The following is an 18,973-nucleotide window of genomic DNA, read 5'->3' as shown; positions in this document are numbered from 1 at the left end:
TGCGACACTTTCTACAGATGCGCATGAATATACTCCGTTGGTGTTCTATACCCAAGCCTTTTGCGTGGGCGTGTATTTAATTTATATGCAATTTCATTACACAGCTTCTGTGTCACGTGTGACATGGAGGTTCGTTTTGGTAAGTATTGTCGTATCAAACCATTGGTGTTTTCATTAGTGCCTCGTTCCCATGAATGGTATGGATTTGCAAAGTAAAACAGGCAGTTATGATGTTTTTCTAGTTGTGCATAACCATGAAATTCAGTGCCGTTATCTGATGTTATCGTTTTAAAAGGTAAGTCAGAGCGGGTCATGATTTTGCTCATTCTTACGTTGAGTGACTCGCTTGTTCTATCGTCCATTTGACCGATAAAAGTGTAGCCAGTCATTCTGTCGACTAAAGTGACGATACAGTGCTTGGTTCCGCGACCCACGACGGTATCAATTTCCCAGTGGCCAGGCTCTTTTCGATGCTCAGCGTCTGCAGGTCTTTCGGCAATATGACGCTTATTTGCCAGCCGTCCTCGACTGTCTTTTGAGTTGTACCTTTTACGCCTTTTCTTGGTGGATTGGCGTAGGTGTTTCCATAACGTTCCACCGAGAGTTTTATCGTTCCAAACGCGCTGATAAATGAGCTCGTGGCTCATTGTTGGATAGCCTCTCATTCTTAGGTATCCGACGATTTGGTCAGGGCTCCAATCCAGTCGTAGCAATGCTTCAGGTAGTCTGAAGTCAAGTTCGGTATAGCGTTTATTTCGCCGTGAACGACTAAGCCGGTTGCGCGCCATTTGCTGTGCTCGCTCTGGTTGATAAGAGTATCTATCGAAGAACTTGTTGTAACGACAATTACGTTCAATTTCTCGATAGATAGTGGCTTTGTGACGCCCCAGTTGTTTAGCTATTTTTGCGGTACTGATCCCTTGCTTTCTGAGCGCAGAAATCATATACCTTTCAATCTCAGTGAGGTGTGTGTATTTCATGTTTTTTACTTCTTGGCGGGAGCAAACTTCATGATTATCGCACCTTACTGTTTTTATGTTCAGAGGTGTCGCACTTCGTACTTGAATCCAAGCTTCATAACAAACGGCTCAAGAGGGATTGCCAACGCGTGGCGACTTTGGTGCAAAATTGCAATTCAGTGTTTACAGTGTGTTTTTTGAGTTCGGCGGTGCGTTGTCAACCCCTTAGCCGGGCGTTATGGCTTTCTCTAATTCAGTACAAATAAAAAGGAAATAAAATGAACATAAATGCATTAAGAGAGATTATTGAAAATCACGAACACTTATTGGTGGAGCGTGCCCAAAGTATGGGGCTTGAAGAGCAATCAGTGCGAGCTGCTGCGTTAATCGTCGATGATCGTGGGTACGATGCTTTAGTTGGTCGCCAAATTTGGGTATTTGATAATGCTGTTCGACCTCTTATTGAGGATGTATCTTGTGACGGATACCAAGGCTTATTTGGCGAAGATCAGAACGAATGTCCAAATATCCTAGAAGACGATGATTTGGTTGAATGCTACCAAAACGAATCTTTTCTATGTGAAGCTTGCCAAGGAAATGCTAATAGTGACTCCGCTGCAAGAGATAGTTTCATGCGCGAATAAGCTCAAAGCCATAACAAACGCTTCAAGAGGGACAGCCAACGCGCGGCATTTTTACTGTGCGTTGATTTCGGTGGTTACGGTGTTATGCGGAAAGTTGGTAGTAGCGTTGTCTGCCCCTTAAGCGGGCGTTAGTTGTATTTGGATGCTTATGAACGATAATCAAAGAACAAAAAAATTACGAAAAAAAGCGGTGACTTATTTTCTAATGTTGTTGCTTCCATTAGTAGTTACTGCGTTAACAGATAAGTCGAATGGACGTGGTCTGTTGTTGATTGCATGGCCATTAGGGTCTGTTTGGTATTTCATTACCTATAGATACATAGCGAAAGGTTATGAGTGCCAAATGACAAAACATCTCGCATTTAGTAGAGGTGGTGGTGGCACGTTTCACGGGATTTTATTCTATCTTTCCACCTTTATTATCTTAATGTTGGTTGTGGTGTTAATCCGTGGAACATTTGGTCTATAGCAACTAACAAAGCATTTAAGAGGGACAGTCAACGCTTGGCAGTTTTGGTTTGGTTGAGCATTTGAGGTTACGGCTGGTTGGTTTTAGTACAGTTATTTGCGTTGCCTGCCCCTTAATGCGGCGTTATGTGAATGGAGGTCAAAATGTCTTCTGTGCCAAGAAATAAGGATGAATTGGAGTTAACTATAAACTCAATATTTCCGAAACTCATGGCTGACTATCGTTCAATTCCGGAAAGCAAAGCTCGCAAATCTGGAGTAGAGGGAAACGTCAAAGGTACAGTCATTAGCGTTAGTGATACAGTGGCTTACTTGATTGGTTGGGGAAGACTCGTTCTTAAATGGCATCACTTAAGATCTCAAAACCAACATGTTGATTTCCCGGAAACTGGTTATAAATGGAACCAATTAGGTTCACTCGCTGAAAGCTTCCACGAAGAGTATTGTGAGTGGAAATATGACGATTTACTCATTGAGCTTGAGTCTACGGTTAACGAGATACTTTTACTCATTTCAAGCTTAAGTGACCATGATTTGTATGGTGTTGCGTGGTATGAACAATGGACTTTGGGGCGCATGATTCAGTTTAATACATCGTCACCTATGAAAAATATGCGTACAAAAGTTCGGCGTTTCAATCGAGAATTCACTTAGTATCAAGTTTGAAGTGCGACACTTTCTACAGATGCGCATGAATATACTCCGTTGGTGTTCTATACCCAAGCCTTTTGCGTGGGCGTGTATTTAATTTATATGCAATTTCATTACACAGCTTCTGTGTCACGTGTGACATGGAGGTTCGTTTTGGTAAGTATTGTCGTATCAAACCATTGGTGTTTTCATTAGTGCCTCGTTCCCATGAATGGTATGGATTTGCAAAGTAAAACAGGCAGTTATGATGTTTTTCTAGTTGTGCATAACCATGAAATTCAGTGCCGTTATCTGATGTTATCGTTTTAAAAGGTAAGTCAGAGCGGGTCATGATTTTGCTCATTCTTACGTTGAGTGACTCGCTTGTTCTATCGTCCATTTGACCGATAAAAGTGTAGCCAGTCATTCTGTCGACTAAAGTGACGATACAGTGCTTGGTTCCGCGACCCACGACGGTATCAATTTCCCAGTGGCCAGGCTCTTTTCGATGCTCAGCGTCTGCAGGTCTTTCGGCAATATGACGCTTATTTGCCAGCCGTCCTCGACTGTCTTTTGAGTTGTACCTTTTACGCCTTTTCTTGGTGGATTGGCGTAGGTGTTTCCATAACGTTCCACCGAGAGTTTTATCGTTCCAAACGCGCTGATAAATGAGCTCGTGGCTCATTGTTGGATAGCCTCTCATTCTTAGGTATCCGACGATTTGGTCAGGGCTCCAATCCAGTCGTAGCAATGCTTCAGGTAGTCTGAAGTCAAGTTCGGTATAGCGTTTATTTCGCCGTGAACGACTAAGCCGGTTGCGCGCCATTTGCTGTGCTCGCTCTGGTTGATAAGAGTATCTATCGAAGAACTTGTTGTAACGACAATTACGTTCAATTTCTCGATAGATAGTGGCTTTGTGACGCCCCAGTTGTTTAGCTATTTTTGCGGTACTGATCCCTTGCTTTCTGAGCGCAGAAATCATATACCTTTCAATCTCAGTGAGGTGTGTGTATTTCATGTTTTTTACTTCTTGGCGGGAGCAAACTTCATGATTATCGCACCTTACTGTTTTTATGTTCAGAGGTGTCGCACTTCGTACTTGAATCCAAGCCTACTAACAAGCAATTCAAGTGGAACAAAAACAGTTGGCTTTTGTTCGTGCCTCACAAATTTTAGCCAACTATTTTTGTCCACTTAATTGGGCGTTAGGCAAAGTGAGTTTTTATCAGCTAAATCGAGTTGGAATTGAACGGTAAATACCATGTTTTGTGGCTTAACTTAAGCGATAAATAGTCATCACATATTTGTTGTTTCTTGATCGCGTTGGGTTGTTTATCGTTGTGAATTCATCGGTAAAATAACCTTCAGCATCCAAACGTCCGCCGAGAATGCTACGCTCGTCACTTTTCTTCCAAACCGCTAAATTTGAGTTTTTTGTTTCTTTGCTGATTTAGCGTTTTGGTTTATAAATGAATCGGTTAGTTTGTTTCAAGTTTACAAAAAAACTCGTTCTTTGGTTTTGAAAGTATCGTTGTCAATCGGTTGGCCTAACAAACGGCTCAAGAGGGATTGCCAACGCGTGGCGACTTTAGTGCAAAATTGAAGTTCAGTGTTTACAGTGTGTTTTTTAAGTTCAGCGGTGCGTTGTCAACCCCTTAGCCGGGCGTTATGTACTTTCTCGAAAATTAACCTAGCCAACGTATGAAATTAGGTCGTAAACTTAGCTTAATTAAAGGGTTAGGTGATAGATATGGCATTTTCAGAAATTGAGCAACAGCGTTACAGAAAGGCAGTGGAGAAGTACCTTGATTCTTGTCGACCGCCAGAAGAGATCCGCAATCAACTTGATATTGGGTATCGGTTAGAGGGGCAGGTCATCGAAATCTTCGAGATACGTCCTAAGTGGAATGATCCATCCGAAAAAATGGAGTGCCCAGTAGCCAAAGTCAAATATTATAAGTCGCGTGACGCGTGGAAAATTTACTGGATGAAATCCGACCAAAAATGGCATTCGTATGAGCCAATCCCAGAGATTCAACTTCTAGAAGCTTTCTTGGAAATACTAGAAGACGATACTTATGGGTGTTTCTGGGGATAGAACCAACCACGTACATAACAAACGGCTTAAGAGGGATTGCCAACGCTTGGCGACTTTAGTGCAAAATTGCAGTTCAGTGTTTACGGTGTGTTTTTTGAGTTCGGTGGTGCGTTATCAACCCCTTAGCCGGGCGTTATGTTTAATCACCAAAAATCAGTTGGTTGCATCTTTTCATTGCTCATTCGGCTTTTTGGTTTTGTTTTTGTCGGCAAGTTGGCTTCGTTTGGCGTTGTTTTCCGGACATTTATTCTTTGGCGCTGGAAATTCAGAGAATTGCCTCAGTCAATTTTCGAGTAAGCGCGAGGTTGGTGCGGCTGGCTCAATCAGTATTTCGACCACAAGTTTTTGGGGTTGAATTGCCAAAATTCGAAGTCTGTTTTTCAAATTTATGAGTCATTTCAGTTTTTTAGGTTTTGGCTTTTGTTTGTGAGTCAACGCTGAGTTAATCGTGGTTTTGGTAAAACGTAAGCCCTTGAAGCTTAAACTTAGTATCAAGTTTGAAGTGCGACACTTTCTACAGATGCGCATGAATATACTCCGTTGGTGTTCTATACCCAAGCCTTTTGCGTGGGCGTGTATTTAATTTATATGCAATTTCATTACACAGCTTCTGTGTCACGTGTGACATGGAGGTTCGTTTTGGTAAGTATTGTCGTATCAAACCATTGGTGTTTTCATTAGTGCCTCGTTCCCATGAATGGTATGGATTTGCAAAGTAAAACAGGCAGTTATGATGTTTTTCTAGTTGTGCATAACCATGAAATTCAGTGCCGTTATCTGATGTTATCGTTTTAAAAGGTAAGTCAGAGCGGGTCATGATTTTGCTCATTCTTACGTTGAGTGACTCGCTTGTTCTATCGTCCATTTGACCGATAAAAGTGTAGCCAGTCATTCTGTCGACTAAAGTGACGATACAGTGCTTGGTTCCGCGACCCACGACGGTATCAATTTCCCAGTGGCCAGGCTCTTTTCGATGCTCAGCGTCTGCAGGTCTTTCGGCAATATGACGCTTATTTGCCAGCCGTCCTCGACTGTCTTTTGAGTTGTACCTTTTACGCCTTTTCTTGGTGGATTGGCGTAGGTGTTTCCATAACGTTCCACCGAGAGTTTTATCGTTCCAAACGCGCTGATAAATGAGCTCGTGGCTCATTGTTGGATAGCCTCTCATTCTTAGGTATCCGACGATTTGGTCAGGGCTCCAATCCAGTCGTAGCAATGCTTCAGGTAGTCTGAAGTCAAGTTCGGTATAGCGTTTATTTCGCCGTGAACGACTAAGCCGGTTGCGCGCCATTTGCTGTGCTCGCTCTGGTTGATAAGAGTATCTATCGAAGAACTTGTTGTAACGACAATTACGTTCAATTTCTCGATAGATAGTGGCTTTGTGACGCCCCAGTTGTTTAGCTATTTTTGCGGTACTGATCCCTTGCTTTCTGAGCGCAGAAATCATATACCTTTCAATCTCAGTGAGGTGTGTGTATTTCATGTTTTTTACTTCTTGGCGGGAGCAAACTTCATGATTATCGCACCTTACTGTTTTTATGTTCAGAGGTGTCGCACTTCGTACTTGAATCCAAGAAACATAACAAAGCGTTAAAGAGGGATTCGTGCCGCGTGGCATTTTTGGTATGCGGTGATTTTGGTGGTGAAAGTGGTATGCGGAAAGTTGGTTTAGGCGGCACTCACCCCTTAACGCGGCGTTATATTCATTCGGAGGTAACATAATATGTCTTTAGATGTGGCATATTCTATTGAAATAGATGATTTTATCGACCCAGATAAAGCATATGAGCTTTACTGGTCGGGAATGCTCGAAGACAAGAGAGCATTTTTGTGTCCGGGTACAAACTGTTCAGCTAATGTTACTTGTGCAAACCTTGATAAAGATACTAGCTCACTAAAAGTAGTGCCTCATTTCCGAGTATTTGGTTCTCACACCAAAGGGTGTGAAGTTTCTAGAAATGTACCTCTGAAGCTTCAGTACGCAGAGCCAACAACGCAAACAGCGACTCATAAAACGCTTGATACTTCAATCGTAGACACATTCTTAGAGAAAAGACCTGAATCGTATTACGACCATTATAAAACTAATAGCCGCGCTAAAAACGCCAAAGTACGAATGGTTAACATACTGAAGTCAAAAGCTGAAAGGCAACTGAAAGAAATTGGTGTCACTAGTAGTATCTATTCGGTAAGGACAGTTGTTAGTAGGTATGCTAGGTACAAGAAAGATGGAACTTTAGAACTACGCAGACTAAATATTGCGGGTAAAGATAAACCTTACACAAGCCTTTTTAGTAAAATAGAAAATCAGATAGTTTCTGACTTGCCGCAAATGCCTTCTATTTATCACGGTTGGGCATTTATCAACAGGCTACCATCAGGTCACGGTTACCAGATAAAATTCAAGAAGAAACTAAAGGGTAATAGCAGAACCAAAGAGTTCACCACCACGGTTATGATTGGTGACCGGCTAATTGAACATTACAAGATGAAAAAGTTGGTAGCAAAAAGGATTGAAAAACTTTATAAGTCTCCGAACCCGACTGCTTATGTTTTTATCTATGGTACGCCAAGAGTTAACGAACGAAATGACAGGTATGCAAACATCGACATTACAAATTTAGACATGATCGATATTTGTCTTGAAGACCCTTGGGCAAAATGAACTTAGTATCAAGTTTGAAGTGCGACACTTTCTACAGATGCGCATGAATATACTCCGTTGGTGTTCTATACCCAAGCCTTTTGCGTGGGCGTGTATTTAATTTATATGCAATTTCATTACACAGCTTCTGTGTCACGTGTGACATGGAGGTTCGTTTTGGTAAGTATTGTCGTATCAAACCATTGGTGTTTTCATTAGTGCCTCGTTCCCATGAATGGTATGGATTTGCAAAGTAAAACAGGCAGTTATGATGTTTTTCTAGTTGTGCATAACCATGAAATTCAGTGCCGTTATCTGATGTTATCGTTTTAAAAGGTAAGTCAGAGCGGGTCATGATTTTGCTCATTCTTACGTTGAGTGACTCGCTTGTTCTATCGTCCATTTGACCGATAAAAGTGTAGCCAGTCATTCTGTCGACTAAAGTGACGATACAGTGCTTGGTTCCGCGACCCACGACGGTATCAATTTCCCAGTGGCCAGGCTCTTTTCGATGCTCAGCGTCTGCAGGTCTTTCGGCAATATGACGCTTATTTGCCAGCCGTCCTCGACTGTCTTTTGAGTTGTACCTTTTACGCCTTTTCTTGGTGGATTGGCGTAGGTGTTTCCATAACGTTCCACCGAGAGTTTTATCGTTCCAAACGTGCTGATAAATGAGCTCGTGGCTCATTGTTGGATAGCCTCTCATTCTTAGGTATCCGACGATTTGGTCAGGGCTCCAATCCAGTCGTAGCAATGCTTCAGGTAGTCTGAAGTCAAGTTCGGTATAGCGTTTATTTCGCCGTGAACGACTAAGCCGGTTGCGCGCCATTTGCTGTGCTCGCTCTGGTTGATAAGAGTATCTATCGAAGAACTTGTTGTAACGACAATTACGTTCAATTTCTCGATAGATAGTGGCTTTGTGACGCCCCAGTTGTTTAGCTATTTTTGCGGTACTGATCCCTTGCTTTCTGAGCGCAGAAATCATATACCTTTCAATCTCAGTGAGGTGTGTGTATTTCATGTTTTTTACTTCTTGGCGGGAGCAAACTTCATGATTATCGCACCTTACTGTTTTTATGTTCAGAGGTGTCGCACTTCGTACTTGAATCCAAGAAATTTAACAATCTGTTTAAGAGTGATTCGCAACGCATGGCATTTTTACTATGCGTTGCGTTTGGTGTTTAAGGTGGTATGCGGGAGCTTCGGTATTGCGTTGCTCACACCTTAACAGGGCGTTAACCGCTTTTGTATGTTAAATCATCGTACATCTTTCTTGCACTTGACTTGGTGCATATTAATGGTGTTGTAATAGCATTAAAATCAATAGATTCAGTAAAATTATAAGGGTTGCTTATGCCAAAAACATTAGATCAGGGATTTCGTGATTTCGTAACGAAGTTGACTCCAACTTCAAGTGAAACGGCGGCCGCAAAATCGCATCGAGCTTCTATAAAATCTGTTTTAGATACGCATTTTAAAATGACGAATTTCTTTAGAACAGGTTCTTTTGGTAATGGAACTAGCATTTCTGGTTACAGTGATGTTGATTATTTTGCGGTGTTTCCATCGCCACAATTAAATGTAAACTCAGCAACTAGTTTGGTTAATGTACGAGAAAGGTTAGCGGCTCGCTTCCCTAATACTGGTGTACGAGTATCATGCCCAACAGTTTTGGTTCCATTTGGTACATCCAAGTCTGAATGGACAGAGGTTGCACCATGTGACCATGTTAGTACTAACGATAATGGTTTTAAGGTCTATGAAATTGCGAATGGTTCTGGAGGTTGGCTAAAATCTAGTCCAGCATCGCACAATTCGTATGTAAAAAGAATTGATGATAAGCATAACGGAAAGGTTAAAGAATTAATTCGATTTATTAAGGCATGGAAGTATTATAATGATGTTCCTATTTCGTCATTTTATTTAGAATTGCAGACTGCAAGATATTGTGACTCTGAGTCAACAATCGTTCATCGTTTTGATATAAAAGGTGTATTTAATGTTTTATTATCAAACGAATTAGCAAGTATGCAGGATCCCATGAAAGTTTCTGGATTGATTTCTGCTTGTGGTTCTGATGTTCAGAAAGATTCAGCACTTTCAAAATTAAGAACGGCTTACACTAGAGCAAGTAAAGCTCTGACTGCAGAAGAAGCAGGAAAAACAAAAGAGGCTTTCGATTGGTATAACCTTCTCTATAATGATAAATTCCCAAATTACTACTTATAATTAAACCTTAGTATCAAGTTTGAAGTGCGACACTTTCTACAGATGCGCATGAATATACTCCGTTGGTGTTCTATACCCAAGCCTTTTGCGTGGGCGTGTATTTAATTTATATGCAATTTCATTACACAGCTTCTGTGTCACGTGTGACATGGAGGTTCGTTTTGGTAAGTATTGTCGTATCAAACCATTGGTGTTTTCATTAGTGCCTCGTTCCCATGAATGGTATGGATTTGCAAAGTAAAACAGGCAGTTATGATGTTTTTCTAGTTGTGCATAACCATGAAATTCAGTGCCGTTATCTGATGTTATCGTTTTAAAAGGTAAGTCAGAGCGGGTCATGATTTTGCTCATTCTTACGTTGAGTGACTCGCTTGTTCTATCGTCCATTTGACCGATAAAAGTGTAGCCAGTCATTCTGTCGACTAAAGTGACGATACAGTGCTTGGTTCCGCGACCCACGACGGTATCAATTTCCCAGTGGCCAGGCTCTTTTCGATGCTCAGCGTCTGCAGGTCTTTCGGCAATATGACGCTTATTTGCCAGCCGTCCTCGACTGTCTTTTGAGTTGTACCTTTTACGCCTTTTCTTGGTGGATTGGCGTAGGTGTTTCCATAACGTTCCACCGAGAGTTTTATCGTTCCAAACGCGCTGATAAATGAGCTCGTGGCTCATTGTTGGATAGCCTCTCATTCTTAGGTATCCGACGATTTGGTCAGGGCTCCAATCCAGTCGTAGCAATGCTTCAGGTAGTCTGAAGTCAAGTTCGGTATAGCGTTTATTTCGCCGTGAACGACTAAGCCGGTTGCGCGCCATTTGCTGTGCTCGCTCTGGTTGATAAGAGTATCTATCGAAGAACTTGTTGTAACGACAATTACGTTCAATTTCTCGATAGATAGTGGCTTTGTGACGCCCCAGTTGTTTAGCTATTTTTGCGGTACTGATCCCTTGCTTTCTGAGCGCAGAAATCATATACCTTTCAATCTCAGTGAGGTGTGTGTATTTCATGTTTTTTACTTCTTGGCGGGAGCAAACTTCATGATTATCGCACCTTACTGTTTTTATGTTCAGAGGTGTCGCACTTCGTACTTGAATCCAAGAACGATAAAGAGCTCATTATTGGGCTCTTTATCATTGGATGTATGATGACAAATATAAATGTAAGACAAAATGAAAGAATATCATTAGAGCGGATTGCAGCACAAAGGCAAACATACAGCGAGGCTAAATTAAGGATTGGAATTTACCTTGTTTTTTCAGTCTTTATAATGATACTTTTAAATTTCATAGCAAAGCCATTGTTAATAAATGATGAGTTTTTAAACATTATTGGCTTCAAAAAGATAGATATTACAAATTATATTGCAATTTATGCGCTTTTACTATCGTTTGTCGAGCTTGTGTACTTAAAAAAAATCATTCCATCGATGAAAGAAAAGGGAGCAAAAATTCAGGAAATATTTGATTGTTATGCATTAGATATTAAATGGAACAAAGTGATTTGTGGTTCGGAAGTAAATGATTTTGATATAAAGACAGCTTCTGATGCTTATCAAAAAAAACATTCGAATTGGGAGGATCTTGTTGATTGGTATACTCCATCAGTTGAAGTACTTCAAGAGTCTAAAGTTAAAGCAACGCTATTATGTCAACAAGAAAATTTATCTTGGGATTTGGCACAACGGAAGTCGTTTGTATCACTAGTTAATTTAATTACATTTTCCTTTGTATTTATAAGTTTTTCTATTTCAATTTATTATGGGTTAACTCTTGAGTCATTTATATTGTCAGTTGTTATACCATGTTGGCCACTCGTTAATTTTTGTGTGGTAAATAACTATGAAAATAGTGAATCAATTAGAGATAAAAAAGGATTAGCAACTGTTATTGATGCTGCTATTGCAGAATCAAATCCAACAAGAAAAACAGTGCGGAATGTACAAGATCTCATTTATTTGAATCGAAAAAATAATGCTTTAATTTTCGATTGGTTTTATAAGATTCACAAAGGTACAAATCAAAGGGCTGTTAGCTATGCAACTGATAACAGTGTAAATAATGACACTTCACGTTAGCTAGCGGTTAACAAAGCAATCAAGGTGATGCGTTACACTCGGCGATTTTGGTGTGAAGTTCGGTGTGCTTTGCTAATTCAGTGGGGCACACCTTATTGCAGGCGTTAACTGGCAGGAGTAAAAATGAGCAAAAATAGCAAACAAAAAAGAATGCAAAAGCAAGCTAAAGCGAAAAAGGTAGCGAACCAAAAGGCTGAAGCTACTCGTAGAAAGCAAAGCTTAATTCCTACTATCTATTTCGATGAGTCGGGGAACACGGGTTCAAATCTACTGGATAATGACCAACCAGTATTTACGTTGGCTAGTTGTGATTTTCCCCAGAAAGAAGCCGACAGACTTCTTCAGTTGATAGGCTCTCGCGCAGAGAGTGAACTTCATTTCAAAAGGCTTAAACGAAACAAAGCAGGTCAAGATGGCATTATCCGAATGTTGCGTGATCCAGCGGTCAACCCTACTAGTGTGAAGATGAATGTTTTCTTAAAACGATTTATGGTCACATCAAAAATTGTAGACTTATTGATTGAACATATGTTGCACCTTAGAGGAGTTGACTTATATGTAAACGGTCAAAATATCGCCTTGTCAAATATGTTGTTCATTTGTTTACAGTCATTCTGCTCCGAAGATTTAGTTGATGAAATGTATAAGCTATTTGTCAACATGATTAAGGAACAAACGCCAGCTTCAATTGAAGCATTTTACTCAAGCGTTGAATTGGTTAAGGCGTCATCTTCAAGCGAAGGCTTTAAGTCTGATATTAATCAGATTCTTGAAACTAAACAGGTAATTGATAGCGCACTGGCGAACATAGACAAATCAGCACTTGATCCGTCAATTCCTGCTTTATTTACACAATGTATTCAATGGGGTAAAGAGTATCCTAAAGGCTTCCATTTAGTTCACGATGACTCTCATAGCATTGAAAAACAAAGAGAGATGTTCGCTATGCTCATGGATTGGACTCAGGAAAATGTAGAACTGGGGTATGATCGCCGTAAGTTTGACTTGCCGCTAAAAGGTAAGTCCCTCAAGTTTGCTGACTCAAAGAAACACAAACAAGTACAAGTTGCGGACATTATTGCAAGCTCATTTGCGTATTGGGCCGCGGGTGTGTCTAGAGGTGAAACGGAGGATTACTTCTTCCTAGAGTTAGATAAATTGAATCTAGATCGCTTTATTGGACACAATAAAATTTGGCCGACTGCTGATGTTGACCCTAAAGATTTAGGCACAGTTCACGATGGTGGTTTAAATGCAGCAAATCATATGCCGGAGTTTTTAGCTCAATCAATTCCTAATCCAAGGGTTGCAGAAGCAGCCAGTTAACAAAGCATTTAAGAGTGATTCGCAACGCTTGGCATTTTCGCTTCGCTCAAGTATAGCCAAGCGCCGCTCACACCTTAATGCGGCGTTATATCTCTATTTGAGCTTTTCATGCTTTAATATAAAATTAAGCACCTTTTTTCATACATCATTAGGATAGATAAATGGTATGCGCCCCATGATCCCACGGGGCGTTTTAATTTGAATGTGAGAAGTTCCAGGGAAGCAGTGAGTTGATATCAGGCTCAGACTTTGCCAGCTCTTTCATACATTTGACCATGTAATCGTAGAGTATCAGTCCGTTCGCTTTCGCCGTCTCGATGATGCTATACAGCAAAGCACTCGCATCAGCACCAAGCGGATTCGTCGAGAATAACCAATTTTTTCTGCCAATGACCAGCGATTTGATTGCGCGTTCCGCTCGGTTGTTGTCGATAGATAAATGCCCATCTTCAACATAGCGTATCAGCTTAGGCCACTGACCCAAGGTGTACTTGATGGCTTTACCAAGAGGACTCGATTCGATGACTTTCTGCGTGGTTAACCAGTCATAGATGTCATCCAACATCGGTTTAGCCTGCGCTTGTCTTTCTGCCCAACGCTCTTCGACCGAAGCCAGTTTTAATCGAGATTCAAGTGCGTACAACTTTTGGATTTTGGCTAACGCCACATCCGCTTTACCTGTTTTACCTTTGCCCTGAAGCTTCTTCGCTTCCATGAACTTACGACGTGCATGAGCGAAGCAACCGACATTGGTGACGTTGGTTAATCCATCATAAGCCGCGTAACCATCACTTTGCAGATAGCCTGAGTAATCACCCAAGAAGTTCACGGGGCACACTCTCGCGCGACTGTTTTGATAGTCGAACAAGACGATATTTTTCATGTCAGGGAGTTTAGCTTCAGGGGAGTCGGCTCCCGAGCAGTACAACCACATATAACATTGCTTGTCTTCCTTGAGCACATTGAGCGGCGTTTCATCGGCCTGAACCACCACTTGTTCGAGTAAGTGAGTCTTCAGTGCCTGATAAAGCGGTTTGAACTTTTCACTAACCTGGATTACCCACCTGGCCATGGTCGTTCTCGATAACTCGATACCTGATTGGGTGAACAAGGTTTCCTGACGATACAGCGGAAGCGCATACTGATATTTGCCTAAAATAATGTTGGCAAGCAGACTTTCGGTAGCGAAGCTTTTGGGGATGATACTTATCGGTGCGGGTTGTTGGTGAATGTGGCTTTTTTCAGCCTCTTGTTCACACTGACGACAGGCGTATTTCGGGCGAACATATTCCAACACTTTTAGGACGGCGGGCGTGAACTCAAGCTTTTCACTGCGGTCTTCGCCGATTTTATGCAAAATGTGTTGGCAGCATGAGCACTGTTTGTCGTGCTCATCTAGGTCAAGCTCGATAATTTCACGTGGCAAGTCTTTAGGAAGCGGTTGACGTTTACCACGACGTTTGATTGTCGTCGTGGTGATAACCTCATCTTCCGATTTCGCCGCTTCACATTCCGCCTCATTAAAGAGGTCACCCTGTGCTTCGTTATACGGCTTTAACGCTTCCGAGCGTTTGGCGAATTGACGGTCAAGGGCCAGTTTAAACTGCTCAATTAAGGATTGGCGCTCTTGTTGCCACTCTTTTTTCTCCGACATCAACGCTTTCACCATAGCTTGAAGCTCGGCGATGTCTTGGCTTTCTGGGTTAATATCGGGCGTCTTTTTCATGGCATTGATTATATTAAAAACACCACGTCAAGGCTTGGTATAACTCACTTTTATCGGGTTCAACTCATTGTAAAGTTGTCTATTTTTATCGGTTTATGGCCGATTATCGTGAAGCCAGATAACAGTCTGTCTAGGTCAAATTGAGTCAGGGTGTATACCTGCTTTTTCTCTTGAGTGGGCCATTTGAATTTGGCTTTTTCCAACCGTTTATACCACAGAGCGAAGCCCGTTTTATCCCAGTACAAGACTTTGACTTTATCGCGTTGTTTATTGGTAAACAGGAACAGCGCACCGCTTCCGAGCGGTAAATCGGTTTCAGATTCAATAATCGCCGCCAGACCATTAATGGACTTTCTAAAATCCACGAACTCCCGATACAGGTAAACATTAGGGGCACTCAGCATTCTCTTCATGACAGTGCTCCGATTAACTCTGCCAGATACGAGGCAGGTGTTCCCTGGGGGATGCTGAGTTCAACGTCATTAATCAATAGTGTCATGTTGGCAATCGGTGTTTGAGTCATCTGGTAGCGTGTCGTTTTTTCAACGACTTCAGCTTTAACGAATCCACTGCTCTTAGGTTGCTCTATGAACTTTAGTTGCTGTCGCTTGGCATGGAAGGTTGAAAGGCTCAGCCCATTTTGTTCACAGAACACGCGTTGAGACAGATGACTGGATTCGTATTGATCGAATAGGGTATGCCATTCTTGATGAGAGAGTCTTTTTGCCATTTCAAATCTCCTTGAGGTTGGAGATTTGATCTTATGGCGTGCCGAGATTGATTAGAATGTGGGGTTTATGACGCGCTTACGAAGAACCAGACTAAATTGACCGATGAGATCGACCGTAAGATCCTATCCATGTTCTCGCTCGGTATGAGCTACCGTGATATCCGTGGTCACGTAGAAGATATGTATGGCATTGATGTCTCTGAGGCCACCATCACAGGTGTTACCGACCGTTTGATACCTGAGCTGAAGGAGTGGCAGCAACGTCCGCTCGATGCACTTTATCCCTTTGTCTGGCTTGATGCCATCCACTATAAAATCAAAGAAGACGGACGCTACGTTAGCAAAGCGATATACACAATATTGGGCTTAGATGTTGAGGGGAAAAAGGAGCTACTCGGTCTTTATCTGTCAGAGTCGGAAGGCGCTAATTGCTGGCTCTCCGTGCTAACAGATCTGTATAACCGCGGCGTTGAAGATATCTTGATCGCCTGCGTAGATGGGCTAACAGGCTTCCCAGAAGCGATAGCAACCATCTATCCTGATACAGAAGTTCAGCAATGCATCAGAAGGCGTTTATGGCCGACTTGAAGCCAGTCTATCGGGCTGTCAGCAAAGAAGCGGCCGAGATGGAGTTGGATCGTTTGGAAGCCAAGTGGGGACAGCAATACCCAATAGTGATTCGTTCCTGGCGGAACAAATGGGCAAATTTATCGGTTTACTTCAAATATCCAGAATACGTCCGAAAGGCTATTTACACGACAAATGCTATTGAAGCCGTACATCGCCAATTCCGTAAACTGACCAAAACTAAGGGTGGGTTCCCAAATGAAAATAGCTTGCTTAAGCTACTGTATGCTGGGATATTGAATGCTTCTAAGAAATGGACAATGCCAATACAGAATTGGAATATGACATTGTCTCAACTGGCGATTCATTTTGAAGGTCGCTTGGATGACGTCTTAGATATTTAGCCAAAATTAGCTGACACAGAATTCTGAACGCCCTCCTACTTAACGCGGCGTTATGCGCCAAAGATTGGATTTACATCCATACTCTTATGCAAGATTCTTATGATCTGGATGTTTTGGCTACCAATTTGTTGATAAAAAATAACATGGCTTCCTTGTGGAAATTTTCGGTAGCCATCTCTGATTTCATCACAAGTTTTACCGATATCAGGATTTTCAGCGAGTAGCCAAAATGATTCATCGAATTGTTTGAGATAAATATTTCGTTGCTCGCGGCCCCACCTGCGAGAGGTAAATAAGGCAATATCTTTTAAATCGGATTTTGCCTTGTTGGTTAGTTGGAATGGTTTCATTTTCTTTCTTCACTATCTAGTTCACTGATAAACGAATTGAGGTCATAATCAGCCATACCACTTTCTTCACCTTCAACGAGCAGTTGTCGTAAAGTGTTCATTTTCGTTTCTTGTGTTTCGAGTAAACGTAGAGCGGAACGAATTACTTCACTTGCTGAGCCATAGCGTCCACTTTGGATTTGGCTACTAATGAAACCATCAAAGTGGTCGCCGAGAGTGATGCTAGTATTTTTAGCCATTGTAATCTCCTAATACCAAATAGTACCTAATTATGGTATTAATTTGATGTAATCGCAAGTGGCGCTTAGTATCAAGTTTGAAGTGCGACACTTTCTACAGATGCGCATGAATATACTCCGTTGGTGTTCTATACCCAAGCCTTTTGCGTGGGCGTGTATTTAATTTATATGCAATTTCATTACACAGCTTCTGTGTCACGTGTGACATGGAGGTTCGTTTTGGTAAGTATTGTCGTATCAAACCATTGGTGTTTTCATTAGTGCCTCGTTCCCATGAATGGTATGGATTTGCAAAGTAAAACAGGCAGTTATGATGTTTTTCTAGTTGTGCATAACCATGAAATTCAGTGCCGTTATCTGATGTTATCGTTTTAAAAGGTAAGTCAGAGCGGGTCATGATTTTGCTCATTCTTACGTTGAGTGACTCGCTTGTTCTATCGTCCATTTGACCGATAAAAGTGTAGCCAGTCATTCTGTCGACTAAAGTGACGATACAGTGCTTGGTTCCGCGACCCACGACGGTATCAATTTCCCAGTGGCCAGGCTCTTTTCGATGCTCAGCGTCTGCAGGTCTTTCGGCAATATGACGCTTATTTGCCAGCCGTCCTCGACTGTCTTTTGAGTTGTACCTTTTACGCCTTTTCTTGGTGGATTGGCGTAGGTGTTTCCATAACGTTCCACCGAGAGTTTTATCGTTCCAAACGCGCTGATAAATGAGCTCGTGGCTCATTGTTGGATAGCCTCTCATTCTTAGGTATCCGACGATTTGGTCAGGGCTCCAATCCAGTCGTAGCAATGCTTCAGGTAGTCTGAAGTCAAGTTCGGTATAGCGTTTATTTCGCCGTGAACGACTAAGCCGGTTGCGCGCCATTTGCTGTGCTCGCTCTGGTTGATAAGAGTATCTATCGAAGAACTTGTTGTAACGACAATTACGTTCAATTTCTCGATAGATAGTGGCTTTGTGACGCCCCAGTTGTTTAGCTATTTTTGCGGTACTGATCCCTTGCTTTCTGAGCGCAGAAATCATATACCTTTCAATCTCAGTGAGGTGTGTGTATTTCATGTTTTTTACTTCTTGGCGGGAGCAAACTTCATGATTATCGCACCTTACTGTTTTTATGTTCAGAGGTGTCGCACTTCGTACTTGAATCCAAGTATCCATACAAACAATTCAAGTGGATTCTCAACGCGTGGCAGTTTTACTATGCGTCAGGTAAAGTGTTTACGGTGTAATGCAGCGGCTTGGCCAGTGCGTTGTTCACCACTTAATTGGGCGTTATGTGCTTAAAATATAAAGGTAAATATGGCAGTTTTAGAAATTCTTAAAGCACCAGATCTAAGGCTTAAGATTACAGCAGAGAAAGTGCAGGATATTGAATCGGTTCAGAAGTTAATCGATGATATGTTGGAAACCCTATATTCAACTGATAATGGTATAGGTCTAGCTTCAGTTCAAGTGGGTCGCAAAGAAGCGGTTGTTATTATTGATCTTTCAGATAATCGAGATCAGCCATTGATATTGATTAACCCTGAAGTAGTGAGCGGTAGCAACAAAGCTTTAGGTCAAGAGGGGTGTCTTTCAGTTCCAGATTATTATGCAGAGGTGGAGCGTTATACATCAGTTGTGGTATCGGCGTTAGATCGAACAGGTCAGCGAATCACGATCGAAAGTGATGATTTTCTAGCTATCGTTATGCAGCATGAAATTGACCATCTTTCTGGTAATTTATTCATTGATTATCTTTCGCCGTTAAAGCGTCAAATGGCGATGAAAAAGGTGAAAAAGTACGTCAAATCGCACTCTCAACCACGCACATAACAAAGCGTTAAAGAGGGATTCGCAACGCGTAGCATTTTCTTTATGCGTTGATTTTATTAGTTTTTAGT

The 18,973-nt window shown here is 41.7% G+C and carries 20 protein-coding genes and 1 pseudogene; 10 read left to right on the top strand and 11 right to left on the bottom strand.

The annotated features are described in order from the left end of the window. Positions 1–11: 11 nt before the first annotated feature. Entirely contained in the window at positions 12–980 is a 969-nt protein-coding gene (locus tag N5E84_RS19930; RefSeq protein ID WP_081245536.1) for an IS30 family transposase, read from the bottom strand. 257 nt (positions 981–1,237) lie between these two features. Between N5E84_RS19930 and N5E84_RS19925 the strand changes: the two genes are divergently transcribed. The 3 genes from N5E84_RS19925 to N5E84_RS19910 all read left to right on the top strand — a co-directional run bounded on the left by N5E84_RS19925 (position 1,238) and on the right by N5E84_RS19910 (position 2,725). Continuing rightward, positions 1,238–1,603, top strand: a complete 366-nt coding sequence (locus N5E84_RS19925; protein WP_019283159.1) for a hypothetical protein — start codon at positions 1,238–1,240, stop codon at positions 1,601–1,603. Positions 1,604–1,751: 148 nt separating this feature from the next. Then, entirely contained in the window at positions 1,752–2,072 is a 321-nt protein-coding gene (locus tag N5E84_RS19915; RefSeq protein WP_069212182.1) for a hypothetical protein, read from the top strand. A 143-nt stretch (positions 2,073–2,215) separates the two neighbouring features. Then, complete coding sequence (locus N5E84_RS19910) at positions 2,216–2,725, top strand: ClbS/DfsB family four-helix bundle protein (protein WP_069212267.1); 510 nt, start codon at positions 2,216–2,218, stop codon at positions 2,723–2,725. A 25-nt stretch (positions 2,726–2,750) separates the two neighbouring features. On the opposite strand, the gene N5E84_RS19905 is transcribed toward N5E84_RS19910, so the two are convergent. Next, entirely contained in the window at positions 2,751–3,719 is a 969-nt protein-coding gene (locus N5E84_RS19905; protein WP_081245536.1) for an IS30 family transposase, read from the bottom strand. 732 nt (positions 3,720–4,451) lie between these two features. On the opposite strand from N5E84_RS19905, the gene N5E84_RS19900 reads away from it, so the two are divergent. Continuing rightward, positions 4,452–4,799 carry a DUF3024 domain-containing protein gene (locus tag N5E84_RS19900; RefSeq protein WP_017042813.1) on the top strand — a complete coding sequence of 116 codons (348 nt, stop codon included), beginning with the start codon at positions 4,452–4,454 and terminating at the stop codon, positions 4,797–4,799. 514 nt (positions 4,800–5,313) lie between these two features. On the opposite strand, the gene N5E84_RS19895 is transcribed toward N5E84_RS19900, so the two are convergent. Next, positions 5,314–6,282 carry an IS30 family transposase gene (locus N5E84_RS19895; protein WP_081245536.1) on the bottom strand — a complete coding sequence of 323 codons (969 nt, stop codon included), beginning with the start codon at positions 6,280–6,282 and terminating at the stop codon, positions 5,314–5,316. 240 nt (positions 6,283–6,522) lie between these two features. Between N5E84_RS19895 and N5E84_RS19885 the strand changes: the two genes are divergently transcribed. Beyond that, positions 6,523–7,464 (top strand): hypothetical protein, encoded by a 942-nt coding sequence (locus N5E84_RS19885; protein ID WP_019283223.1) that lies wholly within the window; start codon positions 6,523–6,525, stop codon positions 7,462–7,464. A 31-nt stretch (positions 7,465–7,495) separates the two neighbouring features. Here N5E84_RS19885 and N5E84_RS19880 read toward each other — a convergent pair whose 3' ends face one another. Continuing rightward, positions 7,496–8,464 (bottom strand): IS30 family transposase, encoded by a 969-nt coding sequence (locus tag N5E84_RS19880; RefSeq protein WP_095661356.1) that lies wholly within the window; start codon positions 8,462–8,464, stop codon positions 7,496–7,498. A 332-nt stretch (positions 8,465–8,796) separates the two neighbouring features. Here N5E84_RS19880 and N5E84_RS19870 point away from each other — a divergent pair, with 332 nt between their 5' ends. Further along, positions 8,797–9,672 (top strand): SMODS domain-containing nucleotidyltransferase, encoded by an 876-nt coding sequence (locus tag N5E84_RS19870; protein ID WP_019283281.1) that lies wholly within the window; start codon positions 8,797–8,799, stop codon positions 9,670–9,672. A gap of 36 nt (positions 9,673–9,708) precedes the next feature. Here N5E84_RS19870 and N5E84_RS19865 read toward each other — a convergent pair whose 3' ends face one another. Continuing rightward, complete coding sequence (locus N5E84_RS19865) at positions 9,709–10,677, bottom strand: IS30 family transposase (protein ID WP_081245536.1); 969 nt, start codon at positions 10,675–10,677, stop codon at positions 9,709–9,711. 137 nt (positions 10,678–10,814) lie between these two features. Between N5E84_RS19865 and N5E84_RS19860 the strand changes: the two genes are divergently transcribed. Both N5E84_RS19860 and N5E84_RS19855 read left to right on the top strand, forming a co-directional pair. Further along, positions 10,815–11,744, top strand: coding sequence for an S-4TM family putative pore-forming effector (locus N5E84_RS19860; RefSeq protein WP_069212233.1), 930 nt, complete (start codon positions 10,815–10,817; stop codon positions 11,742–11,744). Positions 11,745–11,867: 123 nt separating this feature from the next. Further along, positions 11,868–13,070, top strand: coding sequence for a DUF3800 domain-containing protein (locus tag N5E84_RS19855; RefSeq protein WP_029388116.1), 1,203 nt, complete (start codon positions 11,868–11,870; stop codon positions 13,068–13,070). 193 nt (positions 13,071–13,263) lie between these two features. Here the strand turns inward: N5E84_RS19855 and N5E84_RS19850 are convergent, their stop codons facing one another. From N5E84_RS19850 to tnpA, 3 genes are read right to left on the bottom strand one after another with little or no spacing between them, the layout of a single operon-like run. Further along, on the bottom strand, positions 13,264–14,796 hold the full coding sequence (locus tag N5E84_RS19850) for an IS66-like element ISVa9 family transposase (RefSeq protein WP_069212063.1): 1,533 nt from the start codon (positions 14,794–14,796) through the stop codon (positions 13,264–13,266). Between the two features lie 59 nt (positions 14,797–14,855). Then, positions 14,856–15,209, bottom strand: a complete 354-nt coding sequence (gene tnpB / locus N5E84_RS19845; RefSeq protein ID WP_069212062.1) for an IS66 family insertion sequence element accessory protein TnpB — start codon at positions 15,207–15,209, stop codon at positions 14,856–14,858. Next, positions 15,206–15,526 (bottom strand): IS66 family insertion sequence element accessory protein TnpA, encoded by a 321-nt coding sequence (gene tnpA / locus N5E84_RS19840; RefSeq protein ID WP_081245520.1) that lies wholly within the window; start codon positions 15,524–15,526, stop codon positions 15,206–15,208. Before tnpA ends, tnpB begins: the two co-directional genes overlap by 4 nt. An 81-nt stretch (positions 15,527–15,607) precedes the next feature. Between tnpA and N5E84_RS19835 the strand changes: the two are divergent. After that, positions 15,608–16,497, top strand: a pseudogene (locus N5E84_RS19835) (IS256 family transposase); the annotation flags it as partial. A 50-nt stretch (positions 16,498–16,547) separates the two neighbouring features. Here the strand turns inward: N5E84_RS19835 and N5E84_RS19830 are convergent. The 3 genes from N5E84_RS19830 to N5E84_RS19820 all read right to left on the bottom strand — a co-directional run bounded on the left by N5E84_RS19830 (position 16,548) and on the right by N5E84_RS19820 (position 18,149). Next, positions 16,548–16,847 carry a type II toxin-antitoxin system RelE/ParE family toxin gene (locus N5E84_RS19830; protein ID WP_019282621.1) on the bottom strand — a complete coding sequence of 100 codons (300 nt, stop codon included), beginning with the start codon at positions 16,845–16,847 and terminating at the stop codon, positions 16,548–16,550. Continuing rightward, positions 16,844–17,086, bottom strand: a complete 243-nt coding sequence (locus tag N5E84_RS19825) for a type II toxin-antitoxin system ParD family antitoxin (RefSeq protein WP_019282620.1) — start codon at positions 17,084–17,086, stop codon at positions 16,844–16,846. The genes N5E84_RS19830 and N5E84_RS19825 overlap by 4 nt, the downstream gene beginning before the upstream one ends. Positions 17,087–17,180: 94 nt before the next feature. Then, the gene (locus tag N5E84_RS19820; protein ID WP_081245536.1) at positions 17,181–18,149 is read right to left on the bottom strand and encodes an IS30 family transposase; all 969 of its coding nucleotides are present in this window, start codon (positions 18,147–18,149) and stop codon (positions 17,181–17,183) included. 240 nt (positions 18,150–18,389) lie between these two features. Between N5E84_RS19820 and def the strand changes: the two genes are divergently transcribed. After that, on the top strand, positions 18,390–18,905 hold the full coding sequence (def, locus tag N5E84_RS19815; protein ID WP_019283453.1) for a peptide deformylase: 516 nt from the start codon (positions 18,390–18,392) through the stop codon (positions 18,903–18,905). The last annotated feature ends 68 nt before the right edge of the window (positions 18,906–18,973 follow it).

Source organism: Vibrio sp. J502, assembly GCF_025397955.1.
Taxonomy (GTDB): Bacteria; Pseudomonadota; Gammaproteobacteria; order Enterobacterales; family Vibrionaceae; genus Vibrio; species Vibrio anguillarum.
Note: the sequence above shows the minus strand (reverse complement) of the source record. Positions and strands in the feature narration are given on the sequence as shown.